The sequence below is a fragment of the Opitutaceae bacterium genome (assembly GCA_015075305.1).
In the GTDB taxonomy this organism is placed as follows: Bacteria; Verrucomicrobiota; Verrucomicrobiia; order Opitutales; family Opitutaceae; genus UBA6669.
On record JABTUS010000010.1, the window covers coordinates 76433 to 95617 of the forward strand.

Here is a 19185-nt window from a genome sequence, read left to right on the forward strand (position 1 = left end):
CGGGCGCGAATTTGAGCGCCTTCGGCCGACAAGTCCTTGATCTAAATCAAGTTTTTTCGAATATTGTCGGCTGCCTACTCAAACGAAGGTTCATTTTTGGCGCTGGGTCAAGACACTCAGCGGAAAGTCACCGGCGGAGTTGCGTGACATGACGCATGTGCCCAGAGCCGCCCAGCGGAAAGGGGAGGGGTTCTCCGGGAGAGGATTGCGCCGGACGGCGGGTCCCGCGCAGAATGCCGAAGCGTGTCCTCCTCCGCCAACATCGCCCGTCATCTGCCGGCCATGGCCACTCTGCAGCCGGACCGCCCCGCGCTGAAGATTCCACGGGGACGGCATCCGGATGGCGCGATCGATTATCTTTCGCTTTCGTTTCTCGAGCTGGACCGCGAGGTGGATGCCTGGGTGGAACGCCTGCGGGGGCGGGGCGTCAGACCGGGTGATCGCACCCTGGTCATGGTGCGACAGGGGCTGCCGTTGATCGCGTCCGTCTTTGCGCTGTTCAAATGCGGCGCCATACCCGTGGTGATCGATCCGGGCATGGGTCTGCGGAGCTTTCTGCGCTGCGTCCGGCACACCCGGCCCAAGGCCTTGCTCGGCATTCCGTCCGCCATGCTCGTCAGCCGGGTGGCGCTCCGCGCCTTTGCTTCAGTCACGACCCGGATCCGTGTCCATGGCAGCCTCACCGGCCGGCTCACCCGCGCGTCCAACGGGGACGGATTGCGTACTCGAGGATTGGATACACGTGCGAGCGGTGGACTGGCGCAAAGCGCCGCATCGGATCCCGCGGCGATACTGTTCACGTCGGGATCGACCGGCGCGCCAAAGGGCGTGTGCTACACGCACGGCATGTTCGACGCCCAGGTGCGCCTGATCCGCGACACCTATGCGATTGAACCGGGCGAGATCGATCTGCCCCTGCTGCCGGTCTTTGCCTTGTTCAATCCTGCCCTCGGCATGACCACGATTGTTCCGGAAATCAATCCGAGCCGGCCGTCCTCGCTTGATCCTTCGGCCATCGTGCGCGCGATCACCCAGGAGGAAGTCACGAATTCCTTTGGTTCTCCGACTCTCTGGCGAACGATCGCGGAATACGCGGTGGCGCGGGACATCACCCTGCCAACGCTGCGGCGCGTTCTTTGCGCGGGCGCGCCGGTTCCGCCTGAGCTTTGGGATCTCGCCCGGGATCTGCTGCCGAACGGGCGTCTGCACAGCCCCTACGGGGCAACCGAGGCGCTGCCGGTCTCGAGCATTGCATCGGACGAGGTTGCGTCCGAGACAGCCGCGCTGACGAGAAGGGGCGCGGGAACCTGCGTCGGTCGACCGATCGGCGGCGGCGATGCGGTGCGGATGCGCATCCTTCGCATCACGGATGGGCCCGTTCCCTCCATGGATGCGGCGGTCGAATGCGCCACCGGGGAGATCGGCGAGATTGTCGTCGACGGCCCGTCAGTCACGCAGAGCTATGACGGACTTCCCGTGGCGGATGCCCTGGCCAAGATTCCAGAAACCTCCAATGGCGAAGGTGCGCGGCGGCGGTGGCATCGCATGGGGGACTGCGGGTATGTGGATGAAAAGGGGCGGATTTGGTTCTGCGGGCGCCGGGTTGAGCGGGTGGTGACTGCGCACGCCACGCTGTTCACCGAACAGGTGGAACCCATTTTCAACCAGCACCCGTCGGTCCGGCGCAGTGCGCTCGTGGGAGTTGGGCCGCGCGGACAGCAGCAACCGCTTGTGGTGGTCGAACTCAAGGCAGGAACGGATCGTTCCGGCACTTTTGAGTCCGACTTGCTGGCATGGGCGCGGAAGCAGCCTTCGAGGGTTGACCTTCGTGAAATCCGCGCGGTCCTGGTTCACCGCGGGTTTCCGGTGGATGTCAGGCACAATGCCAAGATTCACCGCCTTGCACTCGCGAGATGGGCGGCAGGACGGCTGGAGTTCTGAATCCCGGTTGTTTCGTCGGAATTCCTGGACAATTCCAGCCGGGCACGGGCTAAAACTTCGCCTCGCCGCCGCGTAAAATCGCGTTTTTGATGCCGCCACATGCCTTCAGAGGATCCACTTGCGTCACATCTGATTCCCGGCCCGGTGCGTGAGGCCCTGCGCTTTTCACCCGACAACGCCCCGCTGCTTTCATTCGCTGCGGACACGCTGCTGAAGCACGGTGCATTTCAGCAGGCGGAAATCGTGTTCAAGCGCGCGCTTCAGTTGCAGCCCGAATATCTCCAGGCGCACCTCGGCCTGGCCTCGGCCTTCTATCAACAGGGCAAACACAGCGCGGCGCTCGTCATTGTCGAGGCGCTGACGGAGCCCCGGGATGCGCACGTCAAGGCGCTTCTGCTTCACGCCCGTCTCGTCCTCAAGGGTGGAGAGCGCGAACTTGCCGCGAAACTCTATCGCCGGGCGGTCTCCGCGGACCAGGAGGTCAAGGATGCGGAACTGGCGCTCAACTTCGCCCAGGTTTTTCCGAACGAAAAGCTTCCGACAAGACCGGTCGGGTTGCGCGACTTGGTGACTGAAGAGCGTGAGGACGGCTCGCCGGAATCGGGTGGGAAGGACCAGGCCGAACGCGAGCGTCTTCCAATCGGCGACGCTCCCGCTCCCCGTGAAATCGACGTGGAGAAACCGGCGCTCACCTTCGACGACGTCGGTGGCATGGAGCAGATCAAGGAGGAGATCCGGCTGAAGATCATTCTCCCGCTCCAGCAGCCGGATCTCTACAAGGCCTACGGAAAAAAGGCGGGTGGGGGCATCCTGCTCTACGGTCCTCCGGGCTGCGGCAAGACCTTCCTCGCCCGCGCCACGGCCGGACAGGTGAACCTCAATTTCATCGCGGTTGGCATCAACGACGTCCTGGAGATGTGGATTGGGCAGAGTGAAAAGAACCTGCATGCGATTTTCGAGCAGGCCCGCCAGAGCCGCCCCTGTGTCCTGTTCTTCGACGAAGTCGACGCCCTCGGCGCCAACCGCTCGGACCTCCTGAAGAGCGGCGGACGTCAGCTCATCAACCAGTTTCTCAGCGAACTCGACGGCGTTCAGAGTTCGAACGAGGGCGTGCTCATCCTGGCGGCCACCAATGCGCCCTGGCACCTGGACGCCGCCTTCCGCAGGCCGGGTCGATTCGACCGGATCCTTTTCGTGCCGCCGCCGGATTTCGCGGCGCGGAGACAGATCGTCAGCCTGCAGCTTGAGGGAAAGCCGACCGAAATGCTGGATGTCGACGTGATTGCCCGGAAGACGGATGGATTCTCCGGCGCCGACATCAAGGCGGTGGTGGATCTGGCCATCGAAGCCCGGCTCCGCGACGCGGTGAAAAGTGGACGCGTCAAGCCGCTGGTGGAGGGGGACATTCTTGCCGCGGTGAAGAAGCACAGGCCGACGACGCGCGAGTGGTTCGACACCGCGCGCAACCACGCGCTCTATGCCAATCAAGGCGGACTCTACGACGACGTGCTCAATTTTCTAGGGGTGAAGAAGTGATGAGCGTTCACCTCGCCCGCGCGGAGGTGCTCCTCGCACAATCCCGGCCCGGAGATGCCGAGCGCGAGGCGCGCCAGGCTCTCTCGCAGGATCCTCAGAATGCATCCGCCCATGTCATCCTGGCCTTGTGCTGCGTGCACCAGAACCGGACGGAGGAGGCGCTTACAGAGTCCCGCGCGGCCGTGGGACTTTCGCCCGCGGATCCGAACGTTCATCGCATACTCAGTTTTGTTCTGCACCGGCTGGGTCGCCAGACGGAGGCACTGGCCTCCATCCAGGAGGCTCTGCGCCTGGATCCCAATGAGGCTGAATCCCACGTGCTGCGCTCGGCCATCTACTTTTCCCTTCGCAACTGGAAGCTGGCGTTGCAGTCGGCTGAGGAGGCGTTGGCGATCGATGCCGAGCATGTGGAAGCCGCAAACTTCCGGGCGATGGCCCTCACCCAGCTCGGGCGAAAGCAGGAGGCCGCTGAAACGGTTGACTTCGCGCTCAGCCGCGAACCCAACAACGCCCTTTCCCACGCCAACCAGGGCTGGAACTGCCTGCACAAGAATGATCCTCGCAAGGCGCAGATCCATTTTCGCGAGGCGTTGCGACTCAGTCCGGGACTGGAATATGCGCGCGAGGGCATGCTAGAGGCGCTCAAGGCACGCAATCCGGTCTATCGGCTGATGCTCGCCTATTATCTCTGGATCGGGCGCCAGAGCGGCTGGCTTCAGACTGCCTTCATTGTGGCGGTATTTTTCGGCGGACGCATCATCGGCGGCCTCTCCGAAAGTTATCCGAACCAGCAGTGGCTGTTCACCCCGCTGCTGGTGTTGTTTTTTCTGTTCATCTACCTCTCGTGGACCTCCCAGCCGCTGTTCAATCTCATGCTCCGGCTGGATCGATTTGGACGACATGTGCTGTCGCCTGACCAGCGACACGGAAGCACGGTGTTCGGCATCGTCTTTGCCGCGCTGGTCGCCGCGGTTGCGGCCTGGCTCTACACCGGTTCGGAAGAGATTGGTTTCGGTGCGGTGATCCTCGCGGTGCTCTCACTCGCCGTCGCCGCCACCTGGCTTCATCGCGCAAGGGTGCGCGTGTTCCTCGGTGCCGCCACGGCCGGCCTGGCTGTGCTTGGTGCCATCGCTATGCTGATGATTCACCGCGGCCATCCGATGGCGGTGTCGGCGCAGCAGGCCTTTTTCTTTGCCTTCATCATCTTCCAATTGATCGCCCTTGGATCGCGCTCCCGCGGCTGAGCCGCTGGCGGGCTACCGCAGCGCCAGGGCTTTTCGCAGGACGGGCTCCATGACATCGGCCTGGCGCATGAATCCGAGGTCGCTCGCATGGGAGCCGTCGACGGCTCCGTCCGCATCGTCTCCATAGAGGTGGTCTCCGGAAATGTAGAACAGGTTGCTCACGCCCTCCTTGAGCAGTCCGTCGTACGCCGCGCGCAGCGCCGCGTGATTCTCATCGTGGAATCGCTTCTTGTTCGGAGTGATCCACTCATTGGAGAAGCGCCGGTCCTCGACGAGAACGATGGGCGTCGTCGCCTTGACCGCTCGGATCTGTCTCACAAGCGGAGCGGTCCTTTCGGTGACCATTCCGGGAGTCATGTTCGGCAGGCAGTCGATGACGTACACCGCAGCATCGATCCGGGTAAGGCAGTCCCCCACGGCCGTATCCATGCGGCCATTACCGGAGAAGCCGAGATTGACCACCGGGCGGTCGAAACGCCGGCCGAGGATCGCGGTATGGACCATGCCGGGACGCGAGGCGCAGGCCCCGTGCGTGATGGAGGTTCCATAGAAGACGATGGGTTTCCGTCGCGGCGCGAGCGGTTCAAAGCGGGAGCCGGCGGGGACGCCGATCCTGAGGAACTCGACCCCATTGTAGAGAGGCAGGTAGGCCGCGTATTCGCGGAGCCCGGGCATCAGGTCCTTGATGACCTCAACTTTGACCTCCTGGGTTGCGGGCCTTGTGACATTGACCCATCTCCAGTGACCCTTCGCATCCCGGGCATAGAAATCCACGCCGCTTACGCCTGTGGCCGGCATGTGTGCCATGGCCAGCCTGTCCTTGGAGAGCAGGTAGTGAACGTGAAGCGAGGATGCGTCCGTCTTGAAGCGCACAACCATGCCGGCGGAGTCCCGGCTCAGATTCCATACGTTCTTCGTGACTTCCGCCTCGGCGGATGCCGGCAGGCGGTCGAACCAGCGGAGGCGTTTCTCGTCGACGAACTCGCGGCCCTCGGCGCCCCACGTCGTGACGTCATGCCATTCCACCCCTGCCGCGGCGTCCTTTCCCGCACCCATGCTCGGGTCGGCTTTTGAGACATCGGCGGCCTTCTGCGTTGTTGTCTGCGCGGGCAGGGAGGCCGACAGGCATAGCAAGGCTGCAAGCAGGAGGAATCGGGTTTGTTTCATGGAAGGGAGTGGAGTTGAGGAACCGGACATTCGGGAAATCCTGAAGATGCAAAACCGACGGCGGGTCGCGAGACCGCAGTTTGTCGTGCAAGTGATTATCGGGCCTGTGCCGCAGTGGCGGCGGGTTCGATCAACCGCTCCGACGGCTCGCGCCAGGCTAGAAGGCGAAGTGCATTGAGCACCACGACGACGGTGCTGCCTTCATGAAAGACGACCGCGACGCTCAAGGGAATGGCGCCGGCTGCAGAGGCGAGGATGAGCAGGATGATGACTCCCAGGGCAATGCCCAGGTTCTGCTTGATGATGCGATTGCTGGCCCGGCTCAGACCGATGGCGTAGGGCAGCTTGGCAAGGTCGTCACCCATCAGGGCGACATCGGCGGTCTCGATGGCCACCGCCGTGCCGGCGCCCCCCATCGCCACGCCGATCGTGGCGGCGGCCAGCGCGGGCGCATCGTTGACTCCGTCCCCTACCATGGCAATCGCGCCGTGCTTCTTCTCCCAGTCCTGGATCAACGCGAGTTTCGCCCCTGGCAGCAGTTCGGACTGCACCTCGTGAATTCCCAGTGCTTGCGCGACCCGTTTCGCGACGGATGCGTTGTCGCCGGTCAGCATGATGCGGTGCTCGATTCCCAGCGCCTGCAAGCGCCGGAGCGCGGGTCCGGCGGAGGCGCGCGGCTGGTCGGCGAGGCCGATCACGCCGAGAAAAGCACCGTCGCGTTGCACAATCACCGTTGTCATTCCCGCTCCCTCCAGGCGTCCCACGATCTGCTTCAGCGGCGAAGAAGGACCGGCATGGGCGTCGCCTGAAAATGCGCGCAGAGCACCGAGAACGACGGACTCGCCATCCACGTCAGCCTGAATCCCGCGGCCGGCCAGATTCTCGATCCGGCTCGCATGGGGAAATGCCAGACCCCGGGCCTTCGTGTGGCGAACGATGGCGACAGCCAGGGGATGGCTTGACTGTTCTTCAACAGCTGCGGCGATGCGAAGCACCTCCTCTTCGGAGGAGCCGGGAAAAACCACTATCTCAATCACGGAAAACTGGCCCGTGGTCAGCGTGCCCGTCTTGTCCAGGGCGACGGACTGCAATCGCCCCAGATTTTCCAGATGCACCCCGCCCTTGATGAGGATGCCGCGCCGGGCGGCCTGGGCGACGCCTGCGAGAACCGCCGCCGGAGTTCCCAGCGCGAGCGCGCAGGGCGACGCCGCAACCAGCAGCAGCATGCCGCGGTAGAAGCTGTCGGCCCAAGCCCATTGCAGCAGCAGCGGGGGCAGGACTATGACCAGAAGTGTTCCCAGGAGGACGATGGGAACGAACCACTGGGTGAAGCGCTCGGTCAGCCGCTGCGTCGGGCTCTGCTGATGCTGAGCCTCGGTGACGAGATGCATGACGCGGGCGAGAGTGTTGTCGGCAGCCAGCCTTGTGGTCCGCACATCGAGCGCATTGTCCTGATTGATCGTGCCGGCGAAAACGCTGTCGCCGGGCTCGCGCGTCACGGGCACACTTTCCCCGGTGATCGCGCTCTGATCGAGGCTGCTCGTGCCTTCGGCGACCACCCCGTCCACCGGAACGCGGTCACCGGGGCGGACTACAACGATCTCGTCGATCGCCACATCTTCGACGGGAATTTCGACAAGCCTGCCGGACCGTCGGACATGGGCGGTTGTCGGCATGAGTTTGCCGAGTTCGCCAACCGCGTTGCGCGCGCGATCGAGCGCGTAGTGCTCGCCGGCGTGTCCGAGTGAGAAAAGGAAGAGCAGAAACGCACCCTCCGCCCACTTCCCGAGAATGGCGGCGCCGGCGGCGGCCGCGAGCATGAGGATGTCGGTGTCGAACCTTCCGCGCAGCAGCATCGGAAATGCGCTGCGGGCCACATCGAGGCCGCCGGCGAGGTACGAGGCGATGTAGAGCGTCAGGGCGACCACTCCCGGAAGCCCCGCGAATTTCACGCCGAAGAATGCGATGACCAGGGTGATGCCGGATATGGCCACCATGATCACCGCCCACTTTTCGCGCAGCCCCGATGGGAGGATTTCGGGCGCCATCTCGCACGCATGGCCCGCGCCATGCGAGTGACTCCGGGCGGCACTCCGCCCCGTTGAATCCGGAACGGGGGAAACCGGGGTGCTCATGGTGAAGTCATGGGCACACTGGAGGCGCGGTGCGAATGTCTCTGGTGGAGGAAACCGGCATCAAATGGCCAGCTGCGGACGTGTCGGCTCGGGCCAGTCGACGTGGAAGAATTTTCCACGGGGCTGGTCGACGCGCTCGTAGGTGTGCGCACCGAAGTAGTCGCGCTGCGCCTGGAGCAGGTTGGCGGGCAGGCGGGCGGAGCGGTAGCTGTCGTAGTAGGCGAGAGCCGACGCGAAGGTCGGCGCCGGCACGCCGCATTCTGCCGCGAGCGACACGACCCTGCGCCAGTTCTCCTGCGCCTTGCGCACGGTCTTGTTGAAATAGGGATCGAGCAGCAGGTTCGCGAGGGCGGGATTGCGGGCATAGGCCTCGGTGATCTTCTGCAGGAAGGCGGCGCGGATGATGCATCCGCCGCGCCAGATCTGGGCGATCTCGCCGAAGTTGAGCTTCCACCCGTATTCCTTCTGCGCGGTGCGCATGAGCTGGAAACCCTGCGCGTACGAGCAGATTTTCGAGCAGTACAGCGCGTCGCGAATCGCCTCGATCAGCGCCTTTTTCGCACCGCGGTATTTCTTCCCCGGACCCTTGAGGATCTTCGCCGCGGCGACGCGCTCCTCCTTGATGGCGGAAATGCATCGGGCGAAAACCGATTCCGCGATCGTCGGCGCGGGGACGCCCATGTCGAGCGCGTTTACCGAGGTCCACTTGCCCGTGCCTTTCTGGCCGGCTGTGTCGAGAACGACATCGACAAAGGCCTTCCGCTTTGTGACGGGATCCTTCTGCTTGAGGATGTCGGCGGTGATCTCAATCAGGAAGCTGTCGAGCGTGCCGCGATTCCATTCGGAAAAGATTTCGCCCATTTCCGCGGGCTTGAGTCCGAGCAGGCCCTGCATCAGCGCATAGGCCTCACAGATCATCTGCATGTCACCATACTCGATGCCATTGTGGACCATCTTCACATAGTGGCCCGCGCCGTTTTCGCCGATGTAGGTCGTGCACGGCACGCCGCCCTTGACCGGCTGTCCGGGTTTGGCTCCGGGTATCGGCTTGCCCGTCTTGGCGTCTACCTTGGCGGCCACCGCTTCCCAGATCGGCTTGAGTTCCTTCCATGCGGCAGGATCGCAGCCCGGCATGAGGGAAGGGCCGAATCGCGCACCCTCCTCGCCTCCGGACACGCCCGAGCCGATGAAGCGGAGACCCTTTTCCTTCAGCGCTTTTTCACGGCGGATGGTGTCGGTCCACAGGGCATTGCCGCCGTCGATGATGATGTCGTCCTTTTCGAGCAGCGGCACCAGGCCGTCGATCACGGCGTCGGTGGCCTTGCCGGCCTGGACAAGAATGACCGCCTTGCGCGGGCGGGAGAGGGATTGAACAAACTCCTCCAGCGTGCGGGTGCCCACCAGTCCGCCAGGGGTGTTGGGATTGTCGGCGACGAATTTGTCCGTCTTTTCAGTGGTGCGGTTGAACACCGAGATCTGAAAGCCGTGGTCGGCGATGTTGAGCGCGAGGTTCTGACCCATGACCGCCAGGCCAATGAGTCCAATATCGGAGTGTGACTTGGGCATACGCGAGTCTGCGAGCATGGCAGGCCGCGGAGGCCCGGCCAATCCCAATCTGTAGCACCCCGATGAGCGTTAAGTCGCGACCCGTCTCAAAGTTTCGTGTCCCGTTTCTGAACCTCGTTGTAGTTCACCTTGCTCGGGAAGAACGGTGCAATCTTGGATATGACGGGAGAGAGAAACTTGGGTTCGTTGCGATTGTAAATCCACTGGAAACCCACGATGGCAAGAGCCGCGACGCCGATGATGGTGAGCCATATTTTATTGGCACCCTGAAGTTTGCGCAGGATGATCACCAGTGCGGCGATGATTGCGACGCCGATCGCGGCAAATTTCCAGACATCCGTCGGGATGTCCTTGAGGCGCGAAAGAGCTCCGGCTGCGAGAAAGTGCATGGGACTGTTGGAAAAAGGCGTCGATCGAACGAAGTCGCCGATGACCAAGGTCTGCCAATATGCACTGACCCCGGCACCTGCTACCCTCGAATCGGCGCAATGGTCGGTCGCGAACACACTGAATGCCGTTTCACAGATTATTTAACCGGGGGGTGCGCTCAGTGCGAAGCCTCCTCCTCATCCGCAAGGTCGGCCCGCCTTATGTATCACATATAATACAAAAACTTGATTTCGGGATACAATCACCCAAAAGTGCATCGCATACAAAACATGGATTTTGTTGAAGCCGGCATTCTTATCCGCGATGCAAGACGTACGGCAGGCATGACCCAAGAGGCGCTGGCGAAGCGTCTGCGCATGAGTCGATCCACGATTTCCCAACTTGAAAATGGCATGATCGCCGAATTGGGGGTGCGAAAACTCGCGCGGATCTGCGAGCGGCTTGGCCTCGAAATAACCGTGCGCCCGCGAAATCCCCGGCTGACTTTGCACGAAGCTTACGCGCGCAATCGCAAGGAGCGGCAGGCCGCGTTCAAGGAAACCGACGCCACGCTCGCCAAGTTAACCCCAGTCCAGCATGGCTAATGTGTTCGTAAATCGTGTGCCGGTTGGGGTTCTGGCCCGGGAAGAGCCGGCAAACCGGTTCACATATGCCTCCCGCGTCACGCCGTCCCAAGCCGTTTCGCTGCTCATGCCCATCGGCCCCGGCCCGTATTACGCAGAGCGAGCCGCCGTGCTTCACCCGATTTTTGATATGAGTCTCCCGGAGGGAACCCTCCGAGAGGCACTCGGCAATATGTTCGCCAAAGTGCTGCCCGTGTTTGACGATCTGGCTCTGCTGGAGGTCGTTGGCCGCTCGCTGATCGGGAGACTTCGCTTTGGCGTGTCAGCCGCGGAATTGGACGAAGTTCCCGCCCAGAATCTCTCGGATTTGCTTGCTTATCGCGGCACCGGCGACCTTTTCCGTGATTTGCTGGAGCGTTATGCACGTTATTCTGGCGTGTCAGGTGTGCAGCCCAAGTTGCTCTTGCGCGACAACGGCAGCCTGCGCGTGGACGAATGCAGCCCCATCGAGGGTGAGCGCATCATGACGCACGGGACTACCCACCTGCTCAAGGCTTTCGAGGCGGCCAGGTATCCAGCTCTCGCCGCCAACGAATACCATTGTTTGCAGGCTGCGAGAACGGCCGGTCTATCGGTTCCGCCTGTGCAGATTTCCGCCGACGGGCGGATGTTGGTGATCGAGCGCTTTGACCGTAAAGCCGACGGCTCCTACCTGGCGTTCGAGGATGGGTGCGCTCTCGATGGTCGCCTGTCCCGCGAGAAATACGAAGGCTCATATGAGCAACTGGTCCCAACGCTGGCATCGGCGCTGCAGGATCCCGATGCCATTCAAAGTGGGCTCGCACAGTTTTTCCGCTCGTTGGTGTTCTCCATCGCGGTCCGCAACGGCGATGCCCACAGGAAGAACTTCGGTGTGCTGTACGACGATGCCACGGGGCCAGTGTCGCTGGCGCCAACTTACGATGTCGCAACCACGGTGGTCTATGTGCCGAAGGACAGCCTGGCTTTGACGCTGGAAGGATCCAAACGTTGGCCCGAATATGGAAAACTCCAGCGATTCGGTGTGCAACGATGCCGGCTGACTGCGGCGGCGGCACAAGCGATCATAGCGGAAGTCGTGGACGCGGTCGCGACTGCCGCAGACCGACTCGATGCCAAAGCCATTCCCGGATCGGCAGAGACCGTCGAACAGATGCGCCGTGTTTGGAGAGAAGGCGTGGCGTCATTGCGCAAGGCGGCCACCTCGTCGTAGAGCCCAGCCCTTGTTTTCTTGTCCCTGCCGCAACGCTTCTTTACGCATTCAAGCCTCCTCCAACCCAGGGCCACTCATGGAGACTCGCCGCGATTTCATCAAAAAGGCCATGCTGCTCTCCGGGGCCGTGGGCTGGGACGGTTCTCTCTTTCAGTCCATCGCCCATGCGGCGGCGATCGACCCCGCGCCGGGCAGCACGTATGCCGACGCGGAACATGTGGTGATCCTGATGCAGGAAAACCGCTCCTTCGATCACTGCTTCGGCACACTCAAAGGGGTGCGCGGGTTCAACGATCCACGCGCCATTCAGCTGGCCAATGGCCATCCGGTCTGGCTGCAAAGCAACGGCGAGGGCCGGACATACGCCCCCTTCCGCTTCGATATCCGCGGCACCAACATCACCTGGCTGGGCTCCACGCCGCACTCGCGTTCCAGCCAGGTGGATGCGTACAACGGCGGCAGATACGACCGATGGATCGACGTGAAAAAGGTCAACCACAAGGGTGTGGAAAACATGCCGATGACGCTGGGCTACTACACGCGTGCCGACGTGCCCTTCAACTACGCGCTGGCCGATGCCTTCACGGTTTGCGACCAGAACTTCTGCTCCGCGATGACCAGCACCTGGCCGAACCGACTCTATCTTTGGTCGGGCACGATTCGCGGGGAGCAGAGCAGCGAGGCCAAGGCCTACATTCGCAACGAGATTCCCTACGGCGAAGCACATTGGACGACCTTTCCCGAGCTTCTCGAAAAGCACGGCGTGTCCTGGAGGGTTTACCAGAACGATCTCACCGCCGGCGGCGGTTTCCAGGGGAACGAACGCTCCTGGCTGGCTAATTTCGGCTGCAATCCCCTGGAGTATTTCTCGCAGTACAACGTGCGTTTCTCGCCACGCTATGTGGCTGGATTGCAGGCCCAGGTCAGCGGGCTGCCTGTCGAAATTGCGAAGCTGAAAACCACGCTCGCGAATTCCCCGCCGGACACGCATAAAACCGGTGCGGCCCGCAAGGCATTCGATCGGGCGCAGGAAAAAGCGGCACAGGACCTCGCCAGGAAGGAAGAGGTGCTCCGCCACGCGCAGGCCGAACTGAAGAAGTGGAGCCGGGAGAACTACGAGCACCTCAGTGCCCGGGCGAAGAGCCTTTACCAGAAAGCCTTCACCACGAACGTGGGCGACCCCAATTATCATCGGCTCACCCAGCTGACCTATGAGGTAAACGGTGAGAAGCGCGAACTGGAGATACCGAAAGGCGATGTCCTCCACCAATTTCGCCAGGACGTGAACAACGGGCGTCTTCCCGCGGTTTCGTGGCTGGTCGGCCCGGCGAACTTCACCGATCATCCCTCGACGCCCTGGTATGGAAGCTGGTATGTCTCCGAGGTCATCGACATTCTGACGAAAAATCCGGAGGTGTGGAAGAAGACGGTTTTCATCCTGACCTATGACGAGAACGACGGGTACTTCGATCACATCCCACCGTTTGTCGCACCTGATCCGGCCAGGCCGGAAACAGGCAGGTGCTCCCCGGGCATCGATCCGGGCGTCGAATACATCCGCCGCGAACGCGAACTCGCCCAAGGCGTCGCGGAAAAGGAAGCCCGGGACGGCCCCTCGGGCCTCGGCTTCCGCGTCCCGATGATCATCGCCTCGCCCTGGACGCGCGGCGGTCGCGTTTGTTCGCAGGTCTTCGATCACACTTCCGTGTTCCGCTTCGTGCAAAACTGGCTGGGACAAAAAAGGGGACAACAGATCGTCGAAAACACCATCAGCCTTTGGCGCCGGACGATCACCGGCGACCTCACCTCGGCATTCCGCCGCTTCGACGCGGACGACGGCAAGAGGCTGGCTGCCCTGGAAAAGACTCCCTTCATCAAGGGCATCTACGACGCGAAGTTCATGCCCGCGCCCTCAAATTACAAGGCCCTTACGGACGAGGAAATCGCGAGAACCGCCAGCGACCCGCGCACCTCGCCCTACCTGCCGCGGCAGGAGCCGGGCGTGAAACCCTCCTGCGCCCTGCCCTATCAGCTCTACGCTGATGCCCGCCTGAGCGGTGACCGAAAAAGCCTTTCCCTCCGCATGGAGACGAGGAAGGAAATCTTCGGCGAACGCTCCGCCGGCTCGCCCTTCAACCTCTACACGCCCGTCAGGTACGCCGCGGCGCGTACAGACGGGAAAGCCCCGGTCTTCGAGTACGTCGGCAGCCGCTCCTACGCCGTGATCCCGGGAGACCGCCTCACGGACACCTGGCCCGTGTCGTCATTCGAGAATGGCCTTTATCACCTCCGGATCCATGGTCCCAACGGCTTCTATCGCGAACATCGCGGCCGAACGGATGATCCGGCCTTGCTGATCGAGTGCGATTACGAGCGCACCCCGGCGGATGCGCGCCAGCTCACCGGCAACGTGCTGTTGCTCATCAAAAACACCGATGTGCGGAAGTCCCATGAAGTGACCGTCAGGGATCATGCCTACGGCGCGCAGCCCATCCGTCAGACCATCGCCGCCGGCGGGGACCGCGTGACGAGGATCGTGCTCGACACGCGCGCCAGCCGCGGCTGGTACGACTTCAGCGTTCTCGTGGCCGGGGCCGTGCATTACGAGAAACGCCACGCCGGCCGCGTCGAAACCGGAGCCGACGGCATCAGCGACCCCTGCATGGGAGAAAGCAGGAAGACGTCGTAGCCCAGCCCGGGCCTTTCGCTTCACGGGCGGCCCGCAATTTGTCGACCCGCTTGCGATCATACGAGGAAACTTTCTCCACGAGGTGGAGAAACACCTCGCCAAGTTTTCCGCGAGATTCAACCAATTCAGGAAGGACTCCTACACACCCTTTTGAAAAATCCACCCCTGCTTCGCAGACCCTCAAACACCAACGCGACCCGAAAATCGTCAATTCATCATTCCAATTGGCGAAATCGGGCTAGCTTGTGCGAAAGGTGAGGTTTGACCCCTTTGGCTGGTCCTTTCGTTCCAGGCCATAGCCTGAAAGTGTAACCCATGTCCCCGGACAGTTTGTTACCTATGTCCCCGGATCATACCGGCATACGCTGCAACTGCGTCTGCCCCGCGCGGCCAGCGTCAGCGCCGCCGGCTGCGCGAGATTGAGGCGCGCCCGGCGCCAGCCGGGCGCAGCGGGGCAGGACTCCTCCGGACGGAGCGCAGCGGAGGAGGAAGCAGGGCTCGTGACAGGCCGGAGGCTCGGCGCAGGAATGGCGCGAGACGTGCCGTTTGGTTCCGCGTTGTGATGAGCGCGAGCGAACGGTGCTCAACTGAGCTCGTATTTTTTCTTCGCTTCTTCGGCGGCAATAACGGCAAGTCGCGGTGGACCGCCGCCCTGGAGTTCGCCTTGCGGGTAGGTGCGTTCCCAATATCGGCCGTCGTCAGGGTCTTGATAAAGCGTTTCCCAAGCGCCCCATTGCTTGCTAACCGCAATCTCACGCAAGTGGTGAGAAGTCAGCCATTCGATGCGTTCACACGTCGGATCGCCTCGAACTTTCTCACCCTCGACGATCCACTTGCCGACCAAATCTGTTTCGTGCGGCTGTGGTTTCATGGCCCGATGATTCTCGTGGATGCTCCCGGCGGAATTGGCCCGTTCGGAACGACAAACTCGGGAGCACCACCGAGAGTTCGCCCTCCTTGGATGAAGCCCGGATTTGTTCGGTCAGGCCAAAAGGGGTCAAACCTCACTTTTAGCACAATTTAGGGCCAAAAGAGCGATGGCCGCATTTGATCCAAGCCGACTCTGGCGGCGCAGCGAAGTCGGCCCGCAGCCGAGGTGTGTTATGCGGCATGACGGCTAGAGAAGCACAATGCGTAAAGGGTCAGTCGTTATCTTTTGCATTGAGGGTGCAGTCGAGAACCGAGAGGATGGAGAAGGACAGGAAAGACGAGGGTGGAGTACGGGGGCGTGGGCCATGCTATCAGCAGGGGCAATTACAGGGAGTGCATGTTCAAGGACGACGAGGCGAAGGGATCCCTTGAGGAGAGGCTGGCGGCGGCGGTGGTCGGGATGGGATGGGTAGCGCACGACTGGGTTGTGATGGGAAGCCATTGTGGGCTTGCGGTCGACACACCGCGGGGAAATCCGGAATCGGGAAGTCAATGACTGCAACCCGCCTTTTCAGCGAGATCCAATCGGTTCAGGAAGGAGAACGGGCATGTCCTCCAAGGCGGGCAAAAGGCGATTGTGGTCGAGCTCGGAGAGGCGTTTTCCACTCCGGCGTTCGAGAGCGAATGGGCAGGCACCGGCAGGGACCTGAAGCCGGGATCAATTGCAATTAAATTTCTGATCCTTTATCTTTTCTCCCCTGACCGCTACAGGCCGAGCTGACGGGACAATTCCTCGACCGTGAGTTTGTGGTGCGCAGCCACGGCCTTGAGGATGCCCCGCAATGCGCCCACCTTGATCGGGCTGTGTTTGGGCACCGTGACATGGTGCTGGCCTCCGCGCTGGGTCGTGAGCCGGACGTGCGAGCCCGTTAGCCGCACCCGCCCGTAGTCGAGGGCACGCAAAGCCTTCACCAAGTCAGAACCGCTGAGGTCGCGCGGGATCTTCACATCGCCAGGACCTCATCCCGCACAATATGCAACCGGATCACCTGCGGGAGCGGGCCGGGCACACCGTCGCCAAAATGGCACTGCACGGCTTCGCGCACATTGGCGCGCAGCTCCTCCAAGGTATCGCCCTCGGTGAAGATGTCGTGTCCCAGCGCCGAGGCCGTGTAGCCACCATCGGTTTCGTCCTCCCGCACCTCAAAAATGATTTCCATTGTCATGGTCGCACCCTATGAATCCTCCCCCTCATCCGCAAGCTCGCCTTGAACTCACGCCGGCTGACCGGGTTCTTGGGATGAACTCCGCGTGGCGCAGTTGATCCACTGCGACTCGCCATCGCGATAGTGCTCCTTTTTCCAGATGGGAATCCGCGCCTTTGCTTCGTCGATGATCCAGCGGCAGGCTGCGAAGGCGGCGTCCCGGTGCGCGGCCGACACGCCGACCCACACGGCGATGTCGCCGATCTGCAGCGCACCCACGCGATGCACGCACGCGGCACTGGTGAAGGTAAACCGGGCGGCGGCCTCCTCGAGAATGCGCGCACCCTCCTTCTCTGCCAGCGGGCCGTGCGCCTCGTAGTCGAGCGACTGCACCGACTGCCCGTCATTGTGATCGCGCACGCGTCCGGTGAACTCGACCCAGGCGCCTGCGCGGGGATTCTCGAGTGACTGCGCGAGCAAGGCGGGATCGATGGGTTCCTGTGTGATTCGAAAGGTCACAGCCGAAAATTTCTGGCGCCCGAAACATGGGGCAGTATCAACCGCCCGCGACCGGAGGGACGAACACGAGCTCGCAGCCTTCGCGCAAGGGCGTGTTCATCGCGGCGAATTCGCCGTCGATGGCGACGCGGATGCGGTCGGCAGGCAGCGTGAAGCGGTATTGTCCGGCGAGTTCGGCGTAGAGCTCGGCGGCGGTGGCGGCCCGGGTGGAGATCACTTCCTGGCTGAGACCGCGCTGCTCGCGAAGGAGGGCGAAATAGCTGAGGCGTACCGTGGTCATGACTCACTTCGCGGAGTAATCGGATTTTCCGCCAGTCTTTTCAAGCAGGCGAACCTGCCGGATGATGATGTCGTGCGAGACCGCCTTGCCCATGTCATAAAGTGTGAGGGCGGCGATCGAGGCGCCGGTGAGTGCCTCCATTTCCACACCAGTGCGCCCGTGGGTTTCGACGACGCACTCAATGACCGCCTCCGCTGATCCATCCGCGAGGGCTGGCGAACACTCGATGGTTATCCTGCAGTTGTCGAGAGGCAGCGGATGACACAGCGGTACTTAGCTCGCTGGTTTTGCGCCCATGATGCCGGCGAGAATGGCGGTCCGAAACGGCCTCTTTGTTTGATCCGATGTCGCCGTCCTTCAACTGCCCCGCCAGCGCGGGAGGCAGCATCACGGTCGCCGAAGCGCGGGCGATCCGGCGGGTGACGTCCTTGCCGCCGACACCCACCATGGAGGGCCGGCCACTTGCATCGATATGAGAAAGCATGGGAGAGACAGACACAGGCTGGCTGCGTTACAGCAAAAGGCGAATGCCTTCCTTCGGACATTTCGACATCCTGGCGGGAGGCTACGAGACCCAGCGCGTGAAGGGCACGGCATGTCCCGCCGGGTGGGGAAACGCCTGCGGCGAGAGTTCGACGTAACCGTCGGTTCCGACCAGGCTCGAAAAATCGCCCGATGTGTTGAAAGGCGTGACCTGCGCCCAGGTGACGCCTACATCGTCGAACCGTATCCTCACGGGCATGAAACCTGTCAGGTTCTCCCATGCGCTTGTCTCCGCAGCCAGGCGTACGGGAATGGACGACACCGGCCGGGCGCCGCTGGCCTTTCTCAGTGCGGGCAGCACGTACTGATGCAGACAAAAAAAGCACGAGACCGGATTGCCGGGCAGTGCAAACACGGGCCTGCGGCGCGGACTCAGACCAAACCACAGGGGCTTGCCAGGACGCTGGCTTACGCCGTGAAAGTGCGCGGTCACACCGAGCGCGGCGAGTGTCGCAGGAATGTGGTCGCTCCGACCCTTGGAGACACCGCCTGTGACAATGACGACATCGCATTCGGTCAGCAGCCGTTGCAGCCCGCGTTCGATTTCCGCGGGGATATCCCGCAGGTGGATGCTTTCGATTTGCGGGAAACCCGCCTGGATAAGCGCTGCGCGAAGGGCGGCGTCATTGCTGCGGCGGATCTGGTGCGGGGCAACCGGCAGGGCGACGTCGACCAGCTCATCGCCGGTGGCGACCAGGCCGATGCGCGGCATTGCGGCCACCGGGACACTCGTGCAGCCGCAGGATGCGGCGACAGCGATTTCACGGCCCGACAGCCGGATGCCCGGCTCGACAAGCGTTTCGCCCGCCGCGTGATCGGCTCCCTGACGATGAACATTCCACCCGGGCGCGAGATGACTGACGGAAGCCGCGGAAAATGTAACCGAACTTCCACTACGGGTGGACTCCTCGTAGGGGACGACGCAGTCGCATCCTCCGGGCAGGACGGCTCCTGTCATGATTTCCACGCAGGCGCCCAAGGCATCGTCGGGAAGCGAACGCGCCAGCATTCCCGCCATTTGCGGAGGGCCGTCGATCTTCAACACCAGAGTGCCGTCGCCAGCCGCCAGCGACGCTGAAGCGGACTTCATGGCAAAACCGTCCATGGTCACCCGGTCGAAGGGCGGCATGGCGCGGTCGGCGCGAATGGCTGCGCGGAGGATGCGACCGTGCGCCGCAGTGATCACGCAGTCTTCGGTGGGCAGGGGAGAAACAGCCTGCAGCACGCAGCTGAGGGCTTCGGCGGGGGAAACGGGCATGCGTCCACTGGAACAGGTGGCGCACCG

General features: G+C 62.6%; 17 protein-coding genes and 1 pseudogene. 6 read left to right on the forward strand and 12 right to left on the reverse strand.

The window, feature by feature from the left end; translation table 11 throughout:
- Positions 1-282: 282 nt before the first annotated feature.
- The 3 genes from HS122_17850 (at position 283) to HS122_17860 (ending at position 4721) form a co-directional block, all read left to right on the forward strand.
- The gene (locus HS122_17850) at positions 283-1941 is read left to right on the forward strand and encodes an AMP-binding protein (GenBank protein MBE7540262.1); all 1659 of its coding nucleotides are present in this window, start codon (positions 283-285) and stop codon (positions 1939-1941) included.
- 99 nt (positions 1942-2040) lie between these two features.
- Entirely contained in the window at positions 2041-3477 is a 1437-nt protein-coding gene (locus HS122_17855; protein MBE7540263.1) for an AAA family ATPase, read from the forward strand.
- Entirely contained in the window at positions 3477-4721 is a 1245-nt protein-coding gene (locus HS122_17860; GenBank protein MBE7540264.1) for a tetratricopeptide repeat protein, read from the forward strand. Before HS122_17855 ends, HS122_17860 begins: the two co-directional genes overlap by 1 nt.
- 12 nt (positions 4722-4733) lie before the next feature.
- Here the strand turns inward: HS122_17860 and HS122_17865 are convergent, their stop codons facing one another.
- The 4 genes from HS122_17865 to HS122_17880 all read right to left on the reverse strand — a co-directional run bounded on the left by HS122_17865 (position 4734) and on the right by HS122_17880 (position 9978).
- Positions 4734-5888: an SGNH/GDSL hydrolase family protein gene (locus HS122_17865; protein MBE7540265.1), complete on the reverse strand. Its 1155-nt coding sequence runs from the start codon at positions 5886-5888 to the stop codon at positions 4734-4736.
- A 95-nt stretch (positions 5889-5983) separates the two neighbouring features.
- A complete protein-coding gene (gene cadA, locus HS122_17870; GenBank protein MBE7540266.1) occupies positions 5984-8023 on the reverse strand; it encodes a cadmium-translocating P-type ATPase in 2040 nt (679 codons plus the stop codon).
- A 60-nt stretch (positions 8024-8083) separates the two neighbouring features.
- Positions 8084-9589: an NADP-dependent phosphogluconate dehydrogenase gene (gndA, locus tag HS122_17875; protein ID MBE7540267.1), complete on the reverse strand. Its 1506-nt coding sequence runs from the start codon at positions 9587-9589 to the stop codon at positions 8084-8086.
- An 86-nt stretch (positions 9590-9675) separates the two neighbouring features.
- Positions 9676-9978, reverse strand: a complete 303-nt coding sequence (locus HS122_17880) for a hypothetical protein (GenBank protein MBE7540268.1) — start codon at positions 9976-9978, stop codon at positions 9676-9678.
- 270 nt (positions 9979-10248) lie between these two features.
- Between HS122_17880 and HS122_17885 the strand changes: the two genes are divergently transcribed.
- The 3 genes from HS122_17885 (at position 10249) to HS122_17895 (ending at position 14483) form a co-directional block, all read left to right on the forward strand.
- Complete coding sequence (locus tag HS122_17885; protein MBE7540269.1) at positions 10249-10563, forward strand: helix-turn-helix transcriptional regulator; 315 nt, start codon at positions 10249-10251, stop codon at positions 10561-10563.
- Positions 10556-11794: a type II toxin-antitoxin system HipA family toxin gene (locus HS122_17890; GenBank protein ID MBE7540270.1), complete on the forward strand. Its 1239-nt coding sequence runs from the start codon at positions 10556-10558 to the stop codon at positions 11792-11794. The genes HS122_17885 and HS122_17890 overlap by 8 nt, the downstream gene beginning before the upstream one ends.
- 76 nt (positions 11795-11870) lie before the next feature.
- Positions 11871-14483, forward strand: a complete 2613-nt coding sequence (locus HS122_17895) for a phospholipase C, phosphocholine-specific (GenBank protein ID MBE7540271.1) — start codon at positions 11871-11873, stop codon at positions 14481-14483.
- A gap of 583 nt (positions 14484-15066) precedes the next feature.
- Here the strand turns inward: HS122_17895 and HS122_17900 are convergent.
- From HS122_17900 to HS122_17935, 8 genes and pseudogenes are all read right to left on the reverse strand, one after another.
- Complete coding sequence (locus HS122_17900; GenBank protein ID MBE7540272.1) at positions 15067-15354, reverse strand: hypothetical protein; 288 nt, start codon at positions 15352-15354, stop codon at positions 15067-15069.
- Positions 15351-15503, reverse strand: coding sequence for a hypothetical protein (locus HS122_17905; GenBank protein MBE7540273.1), 153 nt, complete (start codon positions 15501-15503; stop codon positions 15351-15353). The genes HS122_17900 and HS122_17905 overlap by 4 nt, the downstream gene beginning before the upstream one ends.
- A gap of 615 nt (positions 15504-16118) precedes the next feature.
- Positions 16119-16361 carry a type II toxin-antitoxin system HicA family toxin gene (locus tag HS122_17910; protein ID MBE7540274.1) on the reverse strand — a complete coding sequence of 81 codons (243 nt, stop codon included), beginning with the start codon at positions 16359-16361 and terminating at the stop codon, positions 16119-16121.
- Positions 16358-16579 (reverse strand): 2-oxoisovalerate dehydrogenase, encoded by a 222-nt coding sequence (locus HS122_17915; GenBank protein MBE7540275.1) that lies wholly within the window; start codon positions 16577-16579, stop codon positions 16358-16360. Before HS122_17915 ends, HS122_17910 begins: the two co-directional genes overlap by 4 nt.
- A gap of 48 nt (positions 16580-16627) precedes the next feature.
- Positions 16628-17077 carry a molybdenum cofactor biosynthesis protein MoaE gene (locus tag HS122_17920; protein MBE7540276.1) on the reverse strand — a complete coding sequence of 150 codons (450 nt, stop codon included), beginning with the start codon at positions 17075-17077 and terminating at the stop codon, positions 16628-16630.
- 37 nt (positions 17078-17114) lie between these two features.
- Positions 17115-17357, reverse strand: coding sequence for a MoaD/ThiS family protein (locus HS122_17925; protein MBE7540277.1), 243 nt, complete (start codon positions 17355-17357; stop codon positions 17115-17117).
- A 3-nt stretch (positions 17358-17360) separates the two neighbouring features.
- Positions 17361-17841: pseudogene (gene moaC / locus HS122_17930) on the reverse strand (cyclic pyranopterin monophosphate synthase MoaC).
- A gap of 81 nt (positions 17842-17922) precedes the next feature.
- Positions 17923-19158 (reverse strand): molybdopterin molybdotransferase MoeA, encoded by a 1236-nt coding sequence (locus HS122_17935; GenBank protein MBE7540278.1) that lies wholly within the window; start codon positions 19156-19158, stop codon positions 17923-17925.
- Between the last annotated feature and the right edge of the window lie 27 nt (positions 19159-19185).